Below are 18,270 nucleotides of genomic sequence, written 5' to 3'. Positions count from 1 at the left end.
AACCTTATGCGGTAGCGTAATATTCGGAATATGCTACGACCCCAACGCGAGAAGGCGCGGGGGATACCGGAATGAGGAGAGAATGGCCTGATGAACAATCGATTATGTGGAATTGAGCTGTTTCAATTCGATATTCAGCTCTGCGAGCATGAGGAGAGAGGCGTGCTGGAGGACTGTCGCTATGGTCTGCTCAAGCTTACATGCGGTGGACAAACCGGCTGGGGCGAGGGCATCATGTCAGTCGGCGACCCTCATTTCGATTTTATGCATTGGGCTTCTTTTCTATATACGCTAAGAAGAATGCCCATTACCGAAGCACTTACGATGCTGAGCCATCGTCAATTATCATGGGAAGCGTCCCAGATCGAGCTGACATCGCTGACGTTGTCGGATTTGAGATCCCGGCTGCAGAGCAAGATGTTGATGGGGACGGCTCAATTCGGGGCTTCCTTCCCGGTTGCCATCGGTTCCGGCATCCTGCCCGCCAGCTCTCACAGCTATGACCACGGCAATCACCCGGCAGGCGGGTACGAATCATCGAGCGTTCAAGCACAACCGACCGTGCTGGGCACGCAGCTAGGCGTACGATACGGTACGGGCTCCGGGCAAGATGTGGATCGTCTCTTTCGCATCTCTCGCGCTTATTTTGCCGTGTTGTAGCAGGCCCATTGACCTTACATACGCGTTCGTATAGATACAAGAAGAACCCGTTTACCGGGTCCCCTTCTTCCTTCTATCGCTCGGTCCGCAGGAATTCGTTCCATTCCATTTAGGCAAGCCTCGTATCTTTATGCTTCAAAATCCAAATTCATCGGATGCAAGGGAAGCGCCTCTTCGGCCTTGCTGTCCGTTGTCGGCACCCGTTCATCCACGATGTCGAACCGGAATCCGTCCACCCATACACTTCCGCCGCCGCTAAGCAGAATGCCGAACGCAATTGCCCCGCTGTCTGCGGGAATGTCCAAGATCACCTCGTACTGATTCCAATCCAACGTTCCTTGGATGGGGCGGCTTTGCATGTTATCGAACCGCAGCATGTCCCCATTCTCATGATCGACACGCATCCACAATCCCGCCCATCCGCATACTTGATCGGATTTGATGAATGCTGTACATTTGAGCCGCTTACTCCGGTATTCTTGCGCATTGAACATCTGCATCAAGGTGACGAACCCTTGGTTATCTCCATTCTTCGACCGCAAGCGCCCGGCTGCACGGCCGTGATGGACGACCTTACGATCGGTGGCCACCTCGTAAGCTTCGGGGTTCTGCCCTGTAACCGTCCAGCCCTGGGGCACTGATTTCATGAACATCTGCGTTCCTCCTTCATGAATTAATGTTGTTGAATACTTGCGGTACTCACCAGGGGTCATCGTGAACAATTTTTTGAATGCGCGGGTGAACGCTTCTTGAGACTGAAAGCGGTATTCGAAGGCGATGTCAAGGATCCGCTTATCCGTATGAATGAGATCCAGCGCGGCACGCGTTAATCGTCTCCGCCGTGTATAGTCCGCCACCGTGAATCCCACCATGCTGTTGAAAATGCGGTAAAACTGGGCGTTCGAAAACACGGCCTGCTTGGATAGCTCCTTCAACGTGATCCGCTGGGTCATATGCCTCTCGATGTAATCGAGCGATCTGCGTATCATGGCAACGTACTGGCTGTAGCTCACTTCGTTCACCCTTCGCTTGTTCATTGGTTGCTTACTTTGGCTTGTTACTAGCGTAACAGCCTTTATTCCGTCATTTTTGATATTTTTTATCGTCTTATCTTCCACGGGGAAGCGTTTATCGGCACTAGTACGTTCTACGTACCAGATGAAGAAAGGGCGCGAATCTATAGAGATCGCCATGCCGGCCTGATGAGCCCATGACAAAGAGGCTGCGCGGAATAACCGTCGCAGCCTTCTTGTAATTGAATAAGTTTCCCATGTCTGCCTCTTCTCCTGCATGGGCCAATGCACACTCAATAAAGGGATTTGCAGCTTATATCGTGTAGCTACCGTCCGTTCCCCCTGTATCCGTCCGAGTCGTCAAGACACGATCCAGAATAAGCTTCTCGTAGTGGGCAAAGCCGCTGTCATGCTCTCGCGGGCGGGAAAGCGCAATATCCGTATCCAGCGTAATTCCGCCCTGTTCCACCAGTATCACCCGGTCGGCGAGCGCCACCGCTTCACTGACGTCATGAGTAACCAATACGGCGGTAAACCCCCGCTCCCGCCACAGCCGCTCGATGAGCTGCTGCATCTCGATCCGTGTCAGGGCGTCCAGCGCACCGAGCGGTTCATCCAGAAGCAGCAGCCTCGGGCTGCTTGCTAGCGCTCTGGCCAGCGCCACACGTTGACGCTGCCCGCCGGAGAGCACGGATGGCCACTCGCTTGCACGTTCAGCAAGGCCAACGAGCTGCAGCGCTTCCAGCGCCTTATCCCGGTCACCGTCAGGAACGCCGATGCGCACGTTGTCCAATACGGACTTCCACGGCAGCAGCCTTGCGTCCTGGAACATGATCCGAACATCGGAGCGCAGTCCGGAGGATGGCTTGCCGTCGAAGCTGACCGAACCGGAAACAGGCTTCTCCAGCCCGGCAATCAGCCGAAGAAGCGTGCTCTTTCCGCAGCCGCTTCGACCGACTACGACCAGGAATTCACCAGAACGGATCGATAGCTCCAAGCTTTCCAGTACGATCTTCTCACCGAAGCGTACAGTACCGCCGCGCACCGTCACCGTTGATCCCGAGGCCGATCTAGAAGCACTCTCCTGCTCCTCTGACACTCGCTCCAAGCTTTCTGCATCTTCCGGTTTTCTGGTCACTTTGCGATGGATCACGTCTTCTGCGCTATTCCGGCTGGGCGCAGCCGGCTTCGCGGCCGCCTTCGCAGCACGCCTCGGGTCGTCTGCAGATTCGTCTACGGATTGTGCCGGTAATGAGGATGCCATTTCAGCCAGCTCCTTTCCATACGTTTGGCAAGCCAATCGGACAGCTTGCCGAGCAGCGCATACAGCAGAATACTTAGGACGACGACATCCATCTGCATAAACTCACGGGCGTTCATCGCCATATAGCCGATCCCTGCATCGGATGATATCGTCTCAGCTACGATCAAGGATATCCACATAATGCCGAGCGCGAAGCGCACGCCGACCAAGATGGAGGGCAGCGCTCCGGGCAGAATAATTTTGCGAAACAGCTCCCACCCGTTTAAGCCATAGGTTCGCCCCATCTCTACGAGACCCGAATCGACAGACCTTATCCCGTGCAGGGTATTCAAGTAAATCGGGAATGCGACGCCAAGCGCCACGATAAAGATTTTGGCTTCCTCACCGATGCCGAACCAGAGAATGACGAGCGGAATGAGCGCCAAATGCGGAATGTTGCGAATCATCTGCACGCTTGTATCGGTCAGCTTCTCTGCCAGCGGCACGATCCCGTTCAGGAACCCGAGCACGAACCCAATGCCGCCTCCAATGATGAATCCGATCAAAGCCCGCTGCGTGCTGACACCGACATACTGCAGCAGCTGGCCGCTCTCGCTCAAGCGTACAGCCGCCTTCGCTATCGATAACGGAGTTGGCAGGATGCGGTCCGCAATCATCCCTGCGCTGCCAAGCAGCTGCCAGAGGACAATCAGCAGCACAGGCAGCAGCCATGGTAAGCCGTACCGGGACCAGAAGGCCGTCTTGTTTCCTTCGCTCATAACAGGCACCTCCCTGCGATTAACTGACTGGTGTCCGCTCGGACGGTTTGATTTGATTCGCGATCAGCTCGCCAAACGGGCTCGTTGACGTCGGTCCCGTCGACTGTTTGTGCTCGAGAGGCAAATGAGGAAACAGCAGATCAGCCACGCGGTAGGCTTCCTCCAGATGCGGATAACCCGAGAAGATGAACGTCTCGATCCCGAGGTCGGCATATTCGCGCATCCGCTCGGCCACGGTCCCTGGATCGCCGACCAAGGCGGTTCCAGCACCGCCGCGAACGAGCCCGATGCCCGACCACAGATTCGGCGAGATCTCAAGCGCGGAGCGGTCGCCGCGGTGCAGATTGGCCATCCGTTTCTGGCCTACCGAATCAAACCGCGCGAATACCTTCTGTGCTGCGGCGATCGTCTCGTCATCCACATACTTGATCAAGTCATCGGCAGCTGCCCACGCTTCCTCCTCGGTCTCCCGCACAATGACATGCAGCCGGATGCCAAAGCGGACCTCCCTGCCCCGTTCTGCGGCCAGCTTGCGTACTTTTGCGATTTTGGCCGCGACCTCGGCGGGAGGCTCTCCCCACGTCAGATAAACGTCGATATGATCGGCCGCCACATCATGCGCTGCTGCAGACGATCCGCCAAAGTATAGTGGCGGATATGGTCCTTGTACGGGCGGATAGAGCACCTTGCCGCCCTCCACCCGGATATGCTGTCCGTCATAATCAACCGTCTCACCCGCAAGCTCTCTCCTCCATACCTCCAGAAACTCCGAGGTCAGGTCATAGCGCGCATCATGATCCAAGAACAAGCCGTCGGCCGCCAGTTCAACAGGATCGCCTCCGGTCACGACGTTGACGAGCAGACGCCCGCCGGATAAACGGTCGAACGTCGAGGCCATCCGGGCAGCCAGCGTCGGGGACATCAAGCCCGGCCGGACCGCAACCAGAAATTTCAGCTTCGTCGTCACAGGTATGAGAGAAGAAGCCACGACCCAAGCATCCTCGCAGGAGCTGCCTGTCGGAATGAGAACCCCGCCGAAGCCCAGCCTGTCGGCCGCCTGCGCAATCTGTCTGGTATAAGCGTCATCTACGGCGCGGGCGCCCTTGCTGCTGCCGAGGTACCTTCCGTCTCCATGCGTCGGAATAAACCAAAATACTTCCATAGCCTTTCATCCTCCCGTTATTTCGTTAATCGGCTTAATGATTCATGAGGCGAAGCGTTATTTTAACGTGGCATCCTTCACTTGGATTTCTGTTGGAATAAGCTCGAGCGCAAAGAAAGCATCGGCAATCTTCTGCTGTGCCTCGATGACGGCATCGTCAATCGGCTGCAAGCCATAAGCGCGGCGGCCCGAGGCGAGCTCTAGAGAAGGGATATCGATACCAAGCTGCGGCGATAGAATCTCCGCCACTTCCTTCTGATGCGTCTTCGCCCACTCATCCACGTTGTTAAGCTCTTCCTTCAGTGCGTCAATGACAGACTGGTTGTTCTCCGCGTAAGACCGGGAGGCCAAATAAAACTCATGGTTGGCAACCAGATCCTTGCCATCCGTCAACAAGGTCCCGCCCGTTGCCGTCTGTGCTGCCGCGAGGAACGGATCCCAGATGACCCAGGCATCCACGCTTCCATTCTCGAAGGCAACGCGTGCATCGCCCGGAGGCAGGAAGACGGTCGTGATGTCCTCGTATTGGACGCCTGCTTTCTCCAAGGCCTTCACGAGCAAATAATGCACGTTGGAGCCCTTGTTCAGAGCGACTTTCTTTCCTTTCAAATCCGCGACGGATTTGATCACGGAGTCCTTGGGAACAAGAATGCCTTCGCTGGCCGGACTGGCCGGCTCGTGCGCGAGATAGACAAGCGGCGCGCCCGCGGCTTGAGCGAAGATCGGAGGCGCCTCGCCCGTATGGCCGATATCAATGCTGCCGATGTTGAGAGCCTCGAGCAGCTGCGGCCCGCCCGGGAACTCCGTCCACGTCACTTTATAGCCATCTGACTCCAAGCGCTTCTCCAGCGTTTCTTGCGCCTTCAGAATGTTGACCGTGCCGTATTTTTGGAACCCGATGCGGACATTCTTCGATTGGCCGGCGGATTCGTCCTTGTCGGCATTAGCGCTTACGGGTTCACCCGGTTTATCTGCTTCCTTGGTTGAAGCGCAGCCCGCCAGCAGCATGGTAAAAGCAATAATAGCCATCAACGTTACATACAGCGTGCGATGCGACCGGTCTGTCATCGTCATTAACCTCCTAAAAGTTTGTGGGTTTTCCGCTTCCGAAGGAGCGGTTAGAGCAAACTTGCTTCGGAAGCATAAGCCAAAAGTTTGTGGGTTTTCCGCTTCCGAAGGAGCGGTTTGAGCAAGCTTGCTTCGGAAGCATAAGCCAAAAGTTTGTGGGATTTCCGCTGCCGAAGGAGCGGTTAGAGCTGACTTGCTTCAGAAGCATAAACCAAAAGTTTGTGGGATTTCCGTTTCCAAAGGAACGGTTAGAGCAAGCTTGCTTCAGAAGCATAAGCCATAGGTTTGTGGGATTTCTGCTGCCGAAGGAACGGTTAGAGCAAGCTTGCTTCGGAAGTATTGGCTGTTTGTTAAATTACCGCCTCTTCCGGCACTGTCTGCGGAGTGAACAGCACCGCCGCTTGAACAAAAGCGCCCACTGCCGCATCCAGCCGATTCGATAATTCCTCTTGTAGGACGAAACCGCCATCGTCCGCCTTCGTAATTTGCGAATCGACTGCGAATACTCCAGCCTCGATATGACGGGCATAAAGGGCAGACAAGACAGGCTTCAGCGCATAATCGATGGATAGCAGGTGGGCAATCGTACCGCCGATGAACAAGGGAAGGATGACCTTGCCCTCGAGACCTTTTTGCGGGAGGAGATCCAAATAGGTTTTCAACACGCCTGTATACGACGCTTTATAAACCGGGCTGGCAATAATGATCGCGTCGGCATCGGCGACGGTCCGGTTGGCTTCCACAATAGCCGGAGAATCCCAGCGGGCTAAAATCAAATCCTCTGCCGGAAGGTTCGCTACGGGTAGCTGCGTGACGCTCCAGCCGAGGGACGCGAGTGTACCGGTGACATGTTCCAGAATGCCATTCAAACGCGACACGGCATTGGGGTTTCCTGAGATGATGACAGCTTTGGGCATACATTCCACACTCCAATATGATTTTATAAAAATAAAAAGAGACCTCCCGCCGCTCCGTGTTAAGGAATGGGGAAGGTCTCCGGTTGTCCAGACGTCCGTCCTGCCTATTGTTCGTATAGGTGATTATGTGTAGTTGAGATCGCGTTGAGTCGCGTATCCCTCATCGTTCTTTGTTCTTTTGCAACTGGTTGGTCCACTTGCCTTCTGCGGAATGCGGAGGAAGCCGCCACGTATACGATCTTTCTTGCGAAAGTATCGGTACAGCCGGCTTCCTTCTTATCGCTCAGCAACATTTTCCCGCATACCTGATTGTTGATAATCTGAGTATAAATAAAGTATTCCCATCTGTCAACTATGAATTAAAAACACAGTGAATGACTCGCCTCAACACGCCTAGGCACTCCTGCTCTGTCACAACCTGACGGATCCATGATATGGTAATGGAAAATGGGGTACATTAGAATTCAGTGCTTCGGTGCACCTGTTTTGCACACTGTTGAAGAGAAGGAGCGTTACAACACCCATATGGCCGATACCACACAACGTCTGTTTGTCGCAGTCTCATTGCCATCCCATTTCAAAGCCGCCGTCTCCGCATGGTGTGAGGCTAAATTACGTGAGCTTCCATTCAAGAGATGGGCCCATGCCGATGATCTTCACATTACCCTTCAGTTTCTTGGAGACACCTCAGGCGAAAGGATAGCGGCAATCGAACGAGAGCTCCGCCAAGCTGCGGACTTGTCCGAACCCTTTGCCTTATCCATTGAAGCACCGGGCACCTTCGGCCGCCCCGGCAAGCCATCCGTCCTATGGGCTGGAGTCGGCGGCGAGCTAGAAACGCTGCATCAGCTAAGTAAGCGCATCTCAATGGCTTTAACACCACTCGGTTACGAGCCTGAGAGCAGGCCTTACCATCCCCATCTGACGCTGGCCCGCGAATACAGGAGCTCCGTGCCGTTCGAGCCCTGGATGCTTGAACGCTGCGAAGTTCCCGTGACCGCAGATGGAGCTCCTCTCCGCTGGACAGTAACGGATCTCGTACTATATAGGAGTCATCTGAATCGTCCGCCCATGTACGAGGCGGTATCCCGCTTTTCCTTTGGGAGAGACGCTGCGGATCAACCCTAACGCTGGCTAGATTACGGAAGACAATAATGGCATAATCGCTGCCCCCACGTTAACGAGAGCGACTGTGACCCATAGAACAACGAATCGGCCACGAATGACCCGCTTATCTGCGCAATAAAGCACGCATCCTAGAAACAAACTGCTACCAACAAGAAATGCTCCCTGCAGCATGATAGGATTCCCCCGTTCGTAAGTATCTGTATTAGATATTCTTACTGTACGCGGGAGTTCTTAATCATTAGACTCTACTATTCTTAACATTTTCTTAAAAAATATGGACCGGCTGCCGATCTGCAGCTGCGGTCCGCGTTTCCTACGCTGTAACGCCCTTTTTTGGTCTTACAGGGCTCTCGGCAGCGCTGAGCTTTCTCTGTTAGACCGTTTTTGGGCGTTACAACTGCGGGAGCACCACCACGGGCTGGGTTTCCTTCGCTGTAACGCCCTTTTTTGGTCTCACAGGGCCTCCGAACCACCGCTTCACTTTCTGTTAGGACACTTTTGGGCGTTACAGCTGCAAAGAGCACCACTATGGGCTGGGTTTCCTTCGCTGTAACGCCCTTTTCTGGTCTTACAGGGCCTCCGAACCACCGCTTCTCTCTCTGTTAGGCCACTTTTGGGCGTTACAGCTGCAAAGAGCACCACTATGGGCTGGGTTTCCTTCGCTGTAACGCCTTTTTTGGTCTTACAGGGCCTCGGAACCACCGCTTCTCTCTCTGTTAGGCCACTTTTGGGCGTTACAGCTGCAGGGAGCACCACCATGGGCTGGGTTTCCTTCGCTGTAACGCCCTTTTCTGGACTTACAGGGCCTCCTAACCACCGCTTCTCTCTCTGTTAGGCCACTTTTGGGCGTTACAGCTGCAAAGAGCACCACTATGGGCTGGGTTTCCTTCGCTGTAACGCCCTTTTCTGGACTTACAGGGCCTCCTAACCACCGTTTCTCTTTCTGTTAGGCCACTTTTGGGCGTTACAGCTGCGGGAGCACTTCCGCGAACTGGGTTTCGTTTAGCCGGTAATGCCCTTTTGGCGGACTCGCGGGTTCTCCGAAACACCGCTGCTCTCTCCGGTTATTAGGCTTTACAGCTGCTGCTGCGGGATTGATGCCGCAGCTGCTGCGGTCAATTCGCAGCTATCCCATCATAGATGGTGCGTGCATCAACCACGCGCTTCACCTGTCTGCTGCAGCCGAGCCCCACTGCCTGCATCTACACCGGCGCCTGCAGCTGGGCGGCGCATCTCCCCACTCTCGCCCACCCTCGGAAAACGGGTCACAAACTCCGTCTGCCGCTTGCTGCTGAACACAGCAATCGTTCCGCCATGCAGCTCCACGATGCTCTTAGTGATGGCAAGCCCCAGACCGCTTCCGCCGGTTTCCTTCGAACGGGACTTGTCCACTCTGTAGAACCGCTCGAACAGATGCGGCAGATCCACGGCCGATATCGGGGCCCCGTAGTTGCGGAAGGTCACGATGACATCGCGCTCATCGGATGCGATCTCGATATCGAGCTGCTTCCCTTCCTTGGCGTAACGGATCGTGTTCGAGAACAAATTCTCGTAGACCCGGACCAGCTCGTCGGAGTCCGCCATAATGTAGAGCGGCTCTCCTCCCGCCTCAATATGATACGTCATGTCCGCCTGCTCGAAGACCGGCACGAATTCATCGGCGAGCTGCCGCAGAAAACTATTCATATCCAATCGCTCGAACTGCAGCGGAATTTCATTGCTCGTCACCCTCGTATACTCGAACAAATCATCGATTAGCTTCTTTAAGCCAAGCGATTTCCCGTAGACGATATTCACGTAATAGCGATACTCCACTTCATCCCGGCACCGGTCATTCTCCATATACTCCAGAAATCCGATGATTGACGTAAGCGGTGTCCGCAGATCGTGAGATACGCCCGTGATCAGATCATTCTTAGCCTTAACCGCACTGCGTTCCTCCTCGATGGAATGCTTCAAGCGTTCCGCCATACGGTTGATATTATCCGCCACGACTCCCAGCTCGTCCGAGGACTTTACCGGAATCCGGTGCGTCAGCCGGCCGTCCGCAATCTCGCGCAGGCCCAGCGTGATCTCCTCGATATAGGTAATAATGCTTCTGGAAAAAAGAAAAAAGAACACCAAAAACAAGATCACACCCGTGACCGACATCACCGGGATCGAGCCGATGTTGTTAATTACCCACCGCAGCAGGGAAGTGATGAACGACGAGGAGGACGGATTAAAGAACAGAATCAGCCCTGCCAGGTAATAGCCGGCCAACAGAACTAGACCCAGAGCCGCCAAGCTGGCCAGGAAGGCAAGCAGCACTTTCCACAAAAAGGTGCGCGCCAGTTTTCTTTTCAACCCTCAAACCCCTTCCGCGGAATGACTTATCCCAGTTGTATTTCTCGAATAACTTATCGCAGTGGTATCTCTTGAATAACGTGTCTCAGTTTTATTTATTAAATGACTTATCACAGTTATCTCTCTAGAATGACTTGTCTCAATCAAATCTCTAGAGTGACTTATCGCAGTTATCTTTATCACAGTTACAACACTCAAAATGACGTATCTCAGTCCTATCTCTCGAATGACTTATCACAGTTATCTCTCTAGAATGACGTATCTTAGTTCTATCTCTTTAATGACGTATCTAAGTCGTATTTCTATAATCTCGGATCCATATATCCCTAATCCCTGCGGTCACTTATCCATTTTGTAACCAACGCCCCAGACGGTCTTAATATATTTCGGTTTTCTGGAGTCCGATTCGATCTTCTCTCGTATTTTGCGGATATGCACCATGACCGTATTGTTCGAGTCCATGAAGGTATCCTTCCATATCTTCTCGTAGATATGCTCCATGCTGAGTACAAACCCTTGATTCCGGGCAAGCAGCAGCAGGATCGCGAATTCCCGTGGTGTCAATTTGACCGGCCGCTCATCGACCGTAACCTCGTGCGTCGAGACATTAATGACCAAATCGTCGATTTCCACGATGTCCTCATCCTGCGGTCGGTCTGACGGGGCGTACTTATAATATCTTCGCAGATGAGATTTGATCCGCGCAACCAGCTCCAACGGGCTGAACGGTTTGGTGACATAATCGTCAGCGCCGATGCTCAACCCTTTGATTTTATCGACCTCCTGTCCTTTAGCGGACAGAAAGATGATCGGCATCTGGTTGCTTTCCCTAATCTTCATACATGCGTCAAAGCCATCCATCTCCGGCATCATGATATCCATGACGATCAGATCGATCGCTTCCTTGTTGAGAATGCGCAGCGCCTCTGCACCGCTGCTTGCAGCATGCAGCTTATAGCCCTCATTCAACAAATAAATCTTCATCAGCTGGATAATTTCCGGCTCATCGTCCACCAATAGAATGGTCTCGTAACTCATGGGGGCGTCCCTTCCCTTACACATTCTTCAATTGCCAGCAGCTTGTCCCTATCTTGCTTCCCTCTTATTGTATACCGTTAAGCTCAAACAGCCCAGCCAAGCAGTGAAAAATACCAGCTACCGGCTTCCGTTCATGATTGCCGCGAACATCCGGGCCGCGATGCCGCTGGTTTCCCTCATATAATTATCCCGATTGCTTTGGTCAAAGCCCATCCATACCGCGGCGGTCAATTCGGAGGTATAGCCGACGAACCAGAGGTCGCGGTTGGCCTTCTTCGTCACACCGTCAAGCCCAAGCTGAGTCGTTCCCGTCTTGCCCGCTGCCCATCTGCCGTTGAGCTTGGCCTGCTTTCCCGTCCCCGTCTCCACCACGCTCCTGAGCATGGCGGTCATAGCGGCAGCCGTCCCCTGTGACATAACCTGCTTGGCGGTCATGGGATGCTCATAGATGACCCGCCCATGCGAATCCTTGATCATACGAATCGCATGGGCGTTCACGAGCGCACCGTTATTAGCAAAAGCACCGTAAGCCTGCGCCATGGTAAGCGGCGAAACGCCCTGATGCAATCCTCCAAGTGCCATGGCTAAGCTTGCTTCCTGATCGTCCAGCTCAACCCCTAGACTACCGGCAAACTGTATAGCGGAAGCCAGGCCGACTTGGTTAAGCACCCAGACGGCCGGCGAATTAATGGATAACCGTATCGCTTCAGCTATCGTAACAGCACCGCGATACCGGTCTCCCCCATTCTCCGGCCGGTACGATTGATACGCCGTCTTCTTGTCAGGAACAATCGTGTTTGCCTTGAATTTTCCTGATTCCAGCGCAGGACCATATACGATAATCGGCTTAAACGCCGAACCCGGCTGGCGCGAGCTGCGGGTCGCCCGATTATAATCGCCTGCCGTATAATCCCGGCCTCCTACGATCGCCCGGATCTCCCCCGTCCGATGATCCAGAATAACCGCGCTTCCTTGTACGATCTGATCCTTCCCATCCTTGGGAAAACGCCTTTTATCGGCGAATGCGGCTTCCGCTGTTTGCTGATGGCTCTGATCCAGTCCCGTTACTATGGTATAGCCGCCTGTAAGCAGATCATCTTGTGCGATTCCCGTCAGCTGCACGGCTTCACGGACGACATAATCGGTATATGCCGCATAGCGGTTGCTTCGGCTGCTTGGCTGAGGAGGCACGTAGTCAACAGCCTCCGCTTCCAGCAGCTGCCGCTGACTGATCAATCCCTGCTCATGCATCAAGTCAAGAACGACCTTGCGCCGCTCCTTGCTCTTCACGTAGTCATCAACCGGATTATAGCGGGAAGGTGCCTTCGGGATCGCGGCCAATGTCGCGATCTGCCACAGCTGCAATTGATGCAGGTCGCTTATCCCAAAATATCGCCGGGCCGCCGACTTCACTCCTACCTGCTGGCGGCCAAAATAAATATGGTTCAGATACAGCTCCAGCAGCTGCTGCTTCGAGAAGCGTTTCTCCAATGCCATCGCAATGCCCGCTTCGTTCAGCTTTCGGATGAAGCTTTTGCGATTCGTCAGATATACGGTGCGGGCGAGCTGCTGTGTAATGCTGCTGCCCCCTTGAGATAAGCGGTTCTCCATCACATTGCTTCGAATGGATCTTAAGATCCCGATCCAATCGATGCCTGTATGCGTATAGAACCGGCGGTCCTCCGTCGCTACGAAGGCATCCAGCAGCAGCTTCGGCATCTCGGATAGTGCCGCCTCCTCACGATAGCCGATATCCGTTACGGCCATCGTCGCAATCACATGGCCCTCCCGGTCTACGATTATACTGTTGCTGCCCACATGCAGCTTATCCATCTGACGTCCCGCTATCGCTTCTCCGGCTATATGGACATAGCATACGACCGCCAGCGCAGCCAATACGCCCACGACAGCCAGATCGAAGACGGCATAGCCGATTCTTCGCGATCCCATGCGCCTAGTTCTCTTCCTTCTTGGCATCAGTCTCGCAAGGCTCCACTATCGATGCATTCAGCAGCCGCACGACGTCGTCTTTAATTTTGGATGAGCGGTAGTAGAAGCCGAGCAGGAACAGCATTCCCCCGACAAGAAGGCCTACAGGTATTTTGCCGATATGATTAATCAACCAGTTGACGAGCTTCGCGAATAACGCACTTCCCGGAAGATCCGAAGCGTAGACATACGCGCTCGTTCGATAGAGCACATACATCAGCAAGGCGCTGAGCAGGGCGCTTCCCGCGCATACATAAAGAAACTTGAACCGAATTTTTCTGAATGCCTCTGTCATCTGATAGGCCCCTTTTCTGTATGGTATCGCGTTTAGTTTACCGGGGAGTTCTTAACCGAAATCCGTCGAAATCCTTAACCTTTCCTTAACTTTGGTCGCCAGGGCTAATGAAACAAACAAAAGCCGCAAGAGCATCACCTGCTTCCATAAACGGAAGTCGCGATTCTCTTACGGCCTTTTAATCTTGCTTAGGGCGGCTGTTGACCGCTTTGCCGGGCTGATTCATCTGTTTACGAGTCGGGAGCCTTTAAGACCAGTCAGAATAAAGCTTAATTATTGAATAATCCTTCAAGTTGCCATGAATATCTGTACTGACGGCATATGACTTCATTGAGGTTTAAGCATAATGTCCAAATAGTCAATCTCTGCGTAATTAGCGCCTTTGGTAAAGCGGATTTTATTATGTCCGGCCGTTAAGGTCTTCTCGACTACGGTTGTTCCCCAGTTTCCCCAACCGGAATACACAATGTCGACCACCTGGCTCGCCCCCCCATTAACGGACATGTTATAGGCAGAGGATAAACTGCCGTTCGTTCCGTTAGCCGTTCTTGCCAACAGAATATAAGTACCGGCCGACTCGACGGTTACATCGAATTCCACGTAGCTGTTCGTATTGTCAATGTAGCCAACCTTTTTGCGGCCTGAGGCCGTTTCGTCCTGAACCCTCTTAGCCCCGTTCGCAATCGTCGCCTCCTCAGCTTCATATCTCTTTCTCTCGGGCTCTCCGGACGGCGCGCGAATCGGAAAGTTCGGAGAAACCGGAACGCTGAGGTTAGGTGTGTTATCGGCATTCCAGGTAAAAGGCTGCGCCCTTACATTTCGCGTCCAACCTGCGCCTGACCATCGAGCGGCATGATAGATTAACCAATCCTCCGTGCCGTCAGGCGATTTGGTGAAGCTATTGTGCCCCGGTCCGAAGATGCCGCTTCCACTGCTGAAAACCGAAGCGTTGTTCTTTGTCCAGGAAGCTGCCGACAATAAGTTGGACGTGGTGCTTGCCGTCAGCAGCCCCAAGTTGTAATTATTGCTCCAGCTGCCATCCGCCGAGTATACAAGATTAACCTTATTGTCTTTGACGATAGGCTGCGGCGCTTCATTGATATAAGGAAACTGACTCATCTCCCAACTGAGAGTAGGCGATGAAATTAACGTTCTGGCGCTGGACAGCGTATATGGATTACTCATCGATGCCACATAGATGTTCTGGCGATTCTGATACGGAGAATCCCATCCGGACCAGAACCAATACAGCTGACCCGCAAGATTCAACACGGTACCGTCGATTGCCCACAAATCCGTCGAGTCGGTTATTTTCCCTTTGTCAGTAAAGGTTCCTTGGAACGGATCGGCGCTTGTATTTTCCAGTACGAACATGCGATGGTTGACATCTTTCGTATCAGCGCATGTCGTGGCCGAATAATACACATACCAGGCATTGCTTAGAAAGTGAATTTCCGGCGCCCAGATTGATCGGCAATTAGCCGCGTTGGGGTTATTGGTTGGCGGGGTCCAAACAACCTTTTTCTCGCCGGATTCAATGCCGGATAGGGTCTTGGATCTCCAGATCGTCACATTATTTCCCGTTGTCCGGGTGTAATAATAGTAACCGTCTGTATGCTTATACATCCATGGGTCTGCGCCATCCTGAGAGATGACGTTATGGAAATCGGATCGGACAAGCATTGGCGAACGCACCTCTACTTCGGATAGTTCCACAAGACTGCTCTGGCCGCCTCCTGGAAATTTCAACCGCAAATACCTTCCCGAAGCGTTCAAGGTGTACGTATACTTCGATGAATCGTAGCTCAAACCTTCGGCAGGTACATTAGTCGCGCTCTTAACATTAGTCCAGGTAACCTTGTCATTGCTAACCTCAAAGGTGATGTTGGATGGCACGGTATATGCGATGCCGTAAGGATATTCCCGGAAGTATAAGGCCACATCCTGTATGGACGTCTGCGCTCCCAAATCTACCTCCCACCAAGAATTTACCGCTCCTGCGGCGCTTGAGGCCCATGCGTTCTCCGCCGTTCTGCGGGAGTTCGTGCCGTCATTTGCCTTAGAGGCAGGGTACATCGTCGAATACTCCGATGAAGCCGTCGCTTTTCTCTTGAATGCCGCATTAAGCGTCTGCCGCTGATGCTGAGGAAGGCTGCGGTTGTAGATGCCGACCTCCGACAATTGCACTAGCGTATCCTGGCCACCATCCTCGAACAGCAATCGAACATATCTGCCTTGCCCGTTTATGGAATAGGAGTAAGCAGAAGACGCATAGGGTTGGCCATTCGTAGGAACGTTAGCCGATCGGGCGATCAGCGTCGTCCAATTCGTATTATCGTTGCTTGTCTGAATGGTGATCGTCTTCGGAACCATATAGGCCGCATTCGCGATATGTTCCCTGAATTTCACCTCGATGGTCTTGAACGTTTCCTGCTGTCCCAGATCGACCTTCCACCAACTGTTTAAGCTCGTACCCGAAGCGCTGGACCAAGCATTATCCGGATTGTCGGTCCCATGACTATTCAGCCCGTCGTTCGCCTTGCCTGCAGCGTAGGTTCCGTCATATTGCGAGGATGCGGAAGCCGTCTTTCCAATCGCCAGATTGGTTGATGCCGTCACCGCTTTTTCCTGAGCGATTTCAACCTCCGACAGCTCGATCAGCGTGCTTTGCCCACCCGTCGGAAACTTCAGTTGAACGTATCTGGCCTCCCCTTGGAAAGGATAGAGATACACTTCGGAAGCATACGTTGAATTTTCCTGCGGAACATTCGTCGATTGATTCACGACCGTTGTCCAGTTGACGTTGTCGTTGCTTATTTGTACGGTTACCGAGCTCGGAACCATGTATGCTTTTTTTGCTAATTCACGATACTTCACTCGCACGCCTTCCATCTTCTGCTTCTTACCCAAGTCCAGCTTCCACCAGGAAGAATGAAGCGCCGCGCCGCTGGCGGTAGCCCATGTATTCTCAACAGAGTCATTGCTGTTAATACCGTCCACGGCTTTATCGGGAGCATAAGCAGCGCTGAACTGAGATGACGCCGTAGCGGTTTGTTTAAATCCCGGGTTGGATACGATCGTGTCCCAGTATTTTTTGGCACGCGCAAACTCTGTAGCGTCGTTCATGTAGGCATCGGGATTCCACATCCAGTTCGCCATCGATATCGCATAGATTTTGTGAGGAGTTGTCGGCCGGAAAATATTTTCGATAACGCCTTCGGAAGTATTCCGCGGCATATCGTTCCATACGTAACCGCCCGGCAATGTCAACGATTGAGCCGGAGGAACTTTAGTTTTAGTTTTAAACGGAACTCTTTGATCCGTAAAGTAATAATTATCTATCTCCCATTTCGGAACATCTGGATCAGAAAAATTCAATCTGGTATCCAATAGTTCGTAGTCATTGTGCCAATAAAACGGAATTTTATAAGGATTACTCGTATAATTTCTCCAAGTAGATACGTGGGCTGGCGTTAACGCTGTAGAGAAGACATCATACCCCGTCCAGACAGCCCCGATCTCCGGAAGCAGTCCGCTTGTAAAGGTATTCAAATACGTACCGATAGTGGATTCCGTAAGATTATACTTCTCCGGAGTCGCTAACAAGTAGAAGCCTTCCTGGCCTGACAAGCTTTTTTGGAGCTTATTTGCCAAATCCCGGTGTTTCGCCGGATCCGAATAGGCCTGATCGTCAAAGGCCAGCATAATTTTGGAAGCGCCTTCATCCAGTGATAACTTAAATAAGTCAAGCAGCGTAGTAAACTCCTCATCCGTTGGCATCCCTCCCGAATAACCGGGATTGACCTCCTGCATAAACTGAATGATCCCTTTATCCCTTTCATAGTTGCTTAATTCCTTCACCGTACTCAAGTATTCCAAGGTAGGACTTTTCCATCCATTCTCTAACAGATGGCTGTAACATAAGCTAAACACGTTGATCTTCAACAATGGAAGCATATGCATCCAGTCTCTGGCGTCGGAATACGAAAATTCGCCTTCATTATTAACGTGAAACTGTGTATTGATATCCTTGATGATCCGCATATCCATATCCGGATAGTCGCGAACCGATATGACCCGCAACCGGGTCAGTGCACCGCTCGAATCAATCATTTGCGCTAGACTCGTCGAACCGTAATAGGCTCCGATCGCCTCGTAACCGGTTACCAGAACGATATGCCGGTTAGCTGCAAGCGCCCGCTCAATTGCATAACCCTCCTTATGATCAGGAACATCGATAGAGTGGCTGCCGTTAACGGTATTGGTATTCTTCGTTCCGATGGCAATGACTACCGAATAAGCGGAGTTGGATTGATCATCGTAGAGTATCGGAATTTGCTGCCCGTTCTTGCGGGCAAGGACTCTTTGCAGCAAATCCGCGCCTTCCTCCTCCGCGGGGGATGCTTCTCTGCCGATAACGATTGCTGCTTTATAGGAGGTTCCGTCGTGCAGCGTCAGGAACTCATCCGTATAGCTAACCTGCTGCGGCGTTGGAACGATTTTGTCGATATCTGCAATCATCGCATTGGCGCTTTCGGAGGGGGCGCTTAAAAATCCGATTGCTATAATAGCTAGAACGGTCGCCGTTTTTGCCAGATGCATAAGATAACGTTGCATTAAAAAGCCTCCTTC

At 52.7% G+C, this 18,270-nt stretch carries 14 protein-coding genes; 2 read left to right on the top strand and 12 right to left on the bottom strand.

The window, feature by feature from the left end:
* Positions 1 to 90: 90 nt before the first annotated feature.
* Positions 91 to 660, top strand: coding sequence for a hypothetical protein (locus NNL21_RS27200; RefSeq protein WP_204820505.1), 570 nt, complete (start codon positions 91 to 93; stop codon positions 658 to 660).
* Between the two features lie 128 nt (positions 661 to 788).
* On the opposite strand, the gene NNL21_RS27195 is transcribed toward NNL21_RS27200, so the two are convergent.
* The 7 genes from NNL21_RS27195 to ssuE all read right to left on the bottom strand — a co-directional run bounded on the left by NNL21_RS27195 (position 789) and on the right by ssuE (position 6,842).
* Positions 789 to 1,697: a helix-turn-helix transcriptional regulator gene (locus tag NNL21_RS27195; protein ID WP_256555510.1), complete on the bottom strand. Its 909-nt coding sequence runs from the start codon at positions 1,695 to 1,697 to the stop codon at positions 789 to 791.
* A gap of 100 nt (positions 1,698 to 1,797) precedes the next feature.
* Entirely contained in the window at positions 1,798 to 1,932 is a 135-nt protein-coding gene (locus tag NNL21_RS27190; protein WP_256555509.1) for a hypothetical protein, read from the bottom strand.
* A 54-nt stretch (positions 1,933 to 1,986) separates the two neighbouring features.
* A complete protein-coding gene (locus tag NNL21_RS27185) occupies positions 1,987 to 2,937 on the bottom strand; it encodes an ATP-binding cassette domain-containing protein (RefSeq protein WP_204820504.1) in 951 nt (316 codons plus the stop codon).
* Complete coding sequence (gene ssuC / locus NNL21_RS27180) at positions 2,907 to 3,695, bottom strand: aliphatic sulfonate ABC transporter permease SsuC (protein WP_204820503.1); 789 nt, start codon at positions 3,693 to 3,695, stop codon at positions 2,907 to 2,909. Before ssuC ends, NNL21_RS27185 begins: the two co-directional genes overlap by 31 nt.
* Positions 3,696 to 3,714: 19 nt before the next feature.
* A complete protein-coding gene (gene ssuD / locus NNL21_RS27175; protein ID WP_204820502.1) occupies positions 3,715 to 4,857 on the bottom strand; it encodes an FMNH2-dependent alkanesulfonate monooxygenase in 1,143 nt (380 codons plus the stop codon).
* A 57-nt stretch (positions 4,858 to 4,914) separates the two neighbouring features.
* On the bottom strand, positions 4,915 to 5,925 hold the full coding sequence (locus NNL21_RS27170) for a sulfonate ABC transporter substrate-binding protein (RefSeq protein WP_204820501.1): 1,011 nt from the start codon (positions 5,923 to 5,925) through the stop codon (positions 4,915 to 4,917).
* A gap of 350 nt (positions 5,926 to 6,275) precedes the next feature.
* Positions 6,276 to 6,842 carry an NADPH-dependent FMN reductase gene (ssuE, locus tag NNL21_RS27165; RefSeq protein WP_204820500.1) on the bottom strand — a complete coding sequence of 189 codons (567 nt, stop codon included), beginning with the start codon at positions 6,840 to 6,842 and terminating at the stop codon, positions 6,276 to 6,278.
* A gap of 486 nt (positions 6,843 to 7,328) precedes the next feature.
* Between ssuE and thpR the strand changes: the two genes are divergently transcribed.
* A complete protein-coding gene (gene thpR, locus NNL21_RS27160) occupies positions 7,329 to 7,970 on the top strand; it encodes an RNA 2',3'-cyclic phosphodiesterase (RefSeq protein WP_204820499.1) in 642 nt (213 codons plus the stop codon).
* A gap of 1,152 nt (positions 7,971 to 9,122) precedes the next feature.
* Here thpR and NNL21_RS27155 read toward each other — a convergent pair.
* The 5 genes from NNL21_RS27155 to NNL21_RS27135 all read right to left on the bottom strand — a co-directional run bounded on the left by NNL21_RS27155 (position 9,123) and on the right by NNL21_RS27135 (position 18,255).
* The gene (locus tag NNL21_RS27155) at positions 9,123 to 10,316 is read right to left on the bottom strand and encodes a sensor histidine kinase (protein WP_204820498.1); all 1,194 of its coding nucleotides are present in this window, start codon (positions 10,314 to 10,316) and stop codon (positions 9,123 to 9,125) included.
* Between the two features lie 339 nt (positions 10,317 to 10,655).
* A complete protein-coding gene (locus NNL21_RS27150) occupies positions 10,656 to 11,354 on the bottom strand; it encodes a response regulator transcription factor (protein WP_204820497.1) in 699 nt (232 codons plus the stop codon).
* 117 nt (positions 11,355 to 11,471) lie between these two features.
* Entirely contained in the window at positions 11,472 to 13,304 is a 1,833-nt protein-coding gene (locus NNL21_RS27145; RefSeq protein ID WP_256555508.1) for a transglycosylase domain-containing protein, read from the bottom strand.
* Between the two features lie 4 nt (positions 13,305 to 13,308).
* Entirely contained in the window at positions 13,309 to 13,638 is a 330-nt protein-coding gene (locus NNL21_RS27140) for a hypothetical protein (RefSeq protein ID WP_204820495.1), read from the bottom strand.
* Between the two features lie 327 nt (positions 13,639 to 13,965).
* Positions 13,966 to 18,255 (bottom strand): family 43 glycosylhydrolase, encoded by a 4,290-nt coding sequence (locus NNL21_RS27135; RefSeq protein ID WP_204820494.1) that lies wholly within the window; start codon positions 18,253 to 18,255, stop codon positions 13,966 to 13,968.
* Positions 18,256 to 18,270 lie beyond the last annotated feature (15 nt).

Origin of the sequence: Paenibacillus mendelii (assembly GCF_024498075.1) — a bacterium.
Classification (GTDB): Bacteria; Bacillota; Bacilli; order Paenibacillales; family Paenibacillaceae; genus Paenibacillus_Z; species Paenibacillus_Z mendelii.
This window is presented reverse-complemented; position numbering and strand designations above follow the sequence as displayed.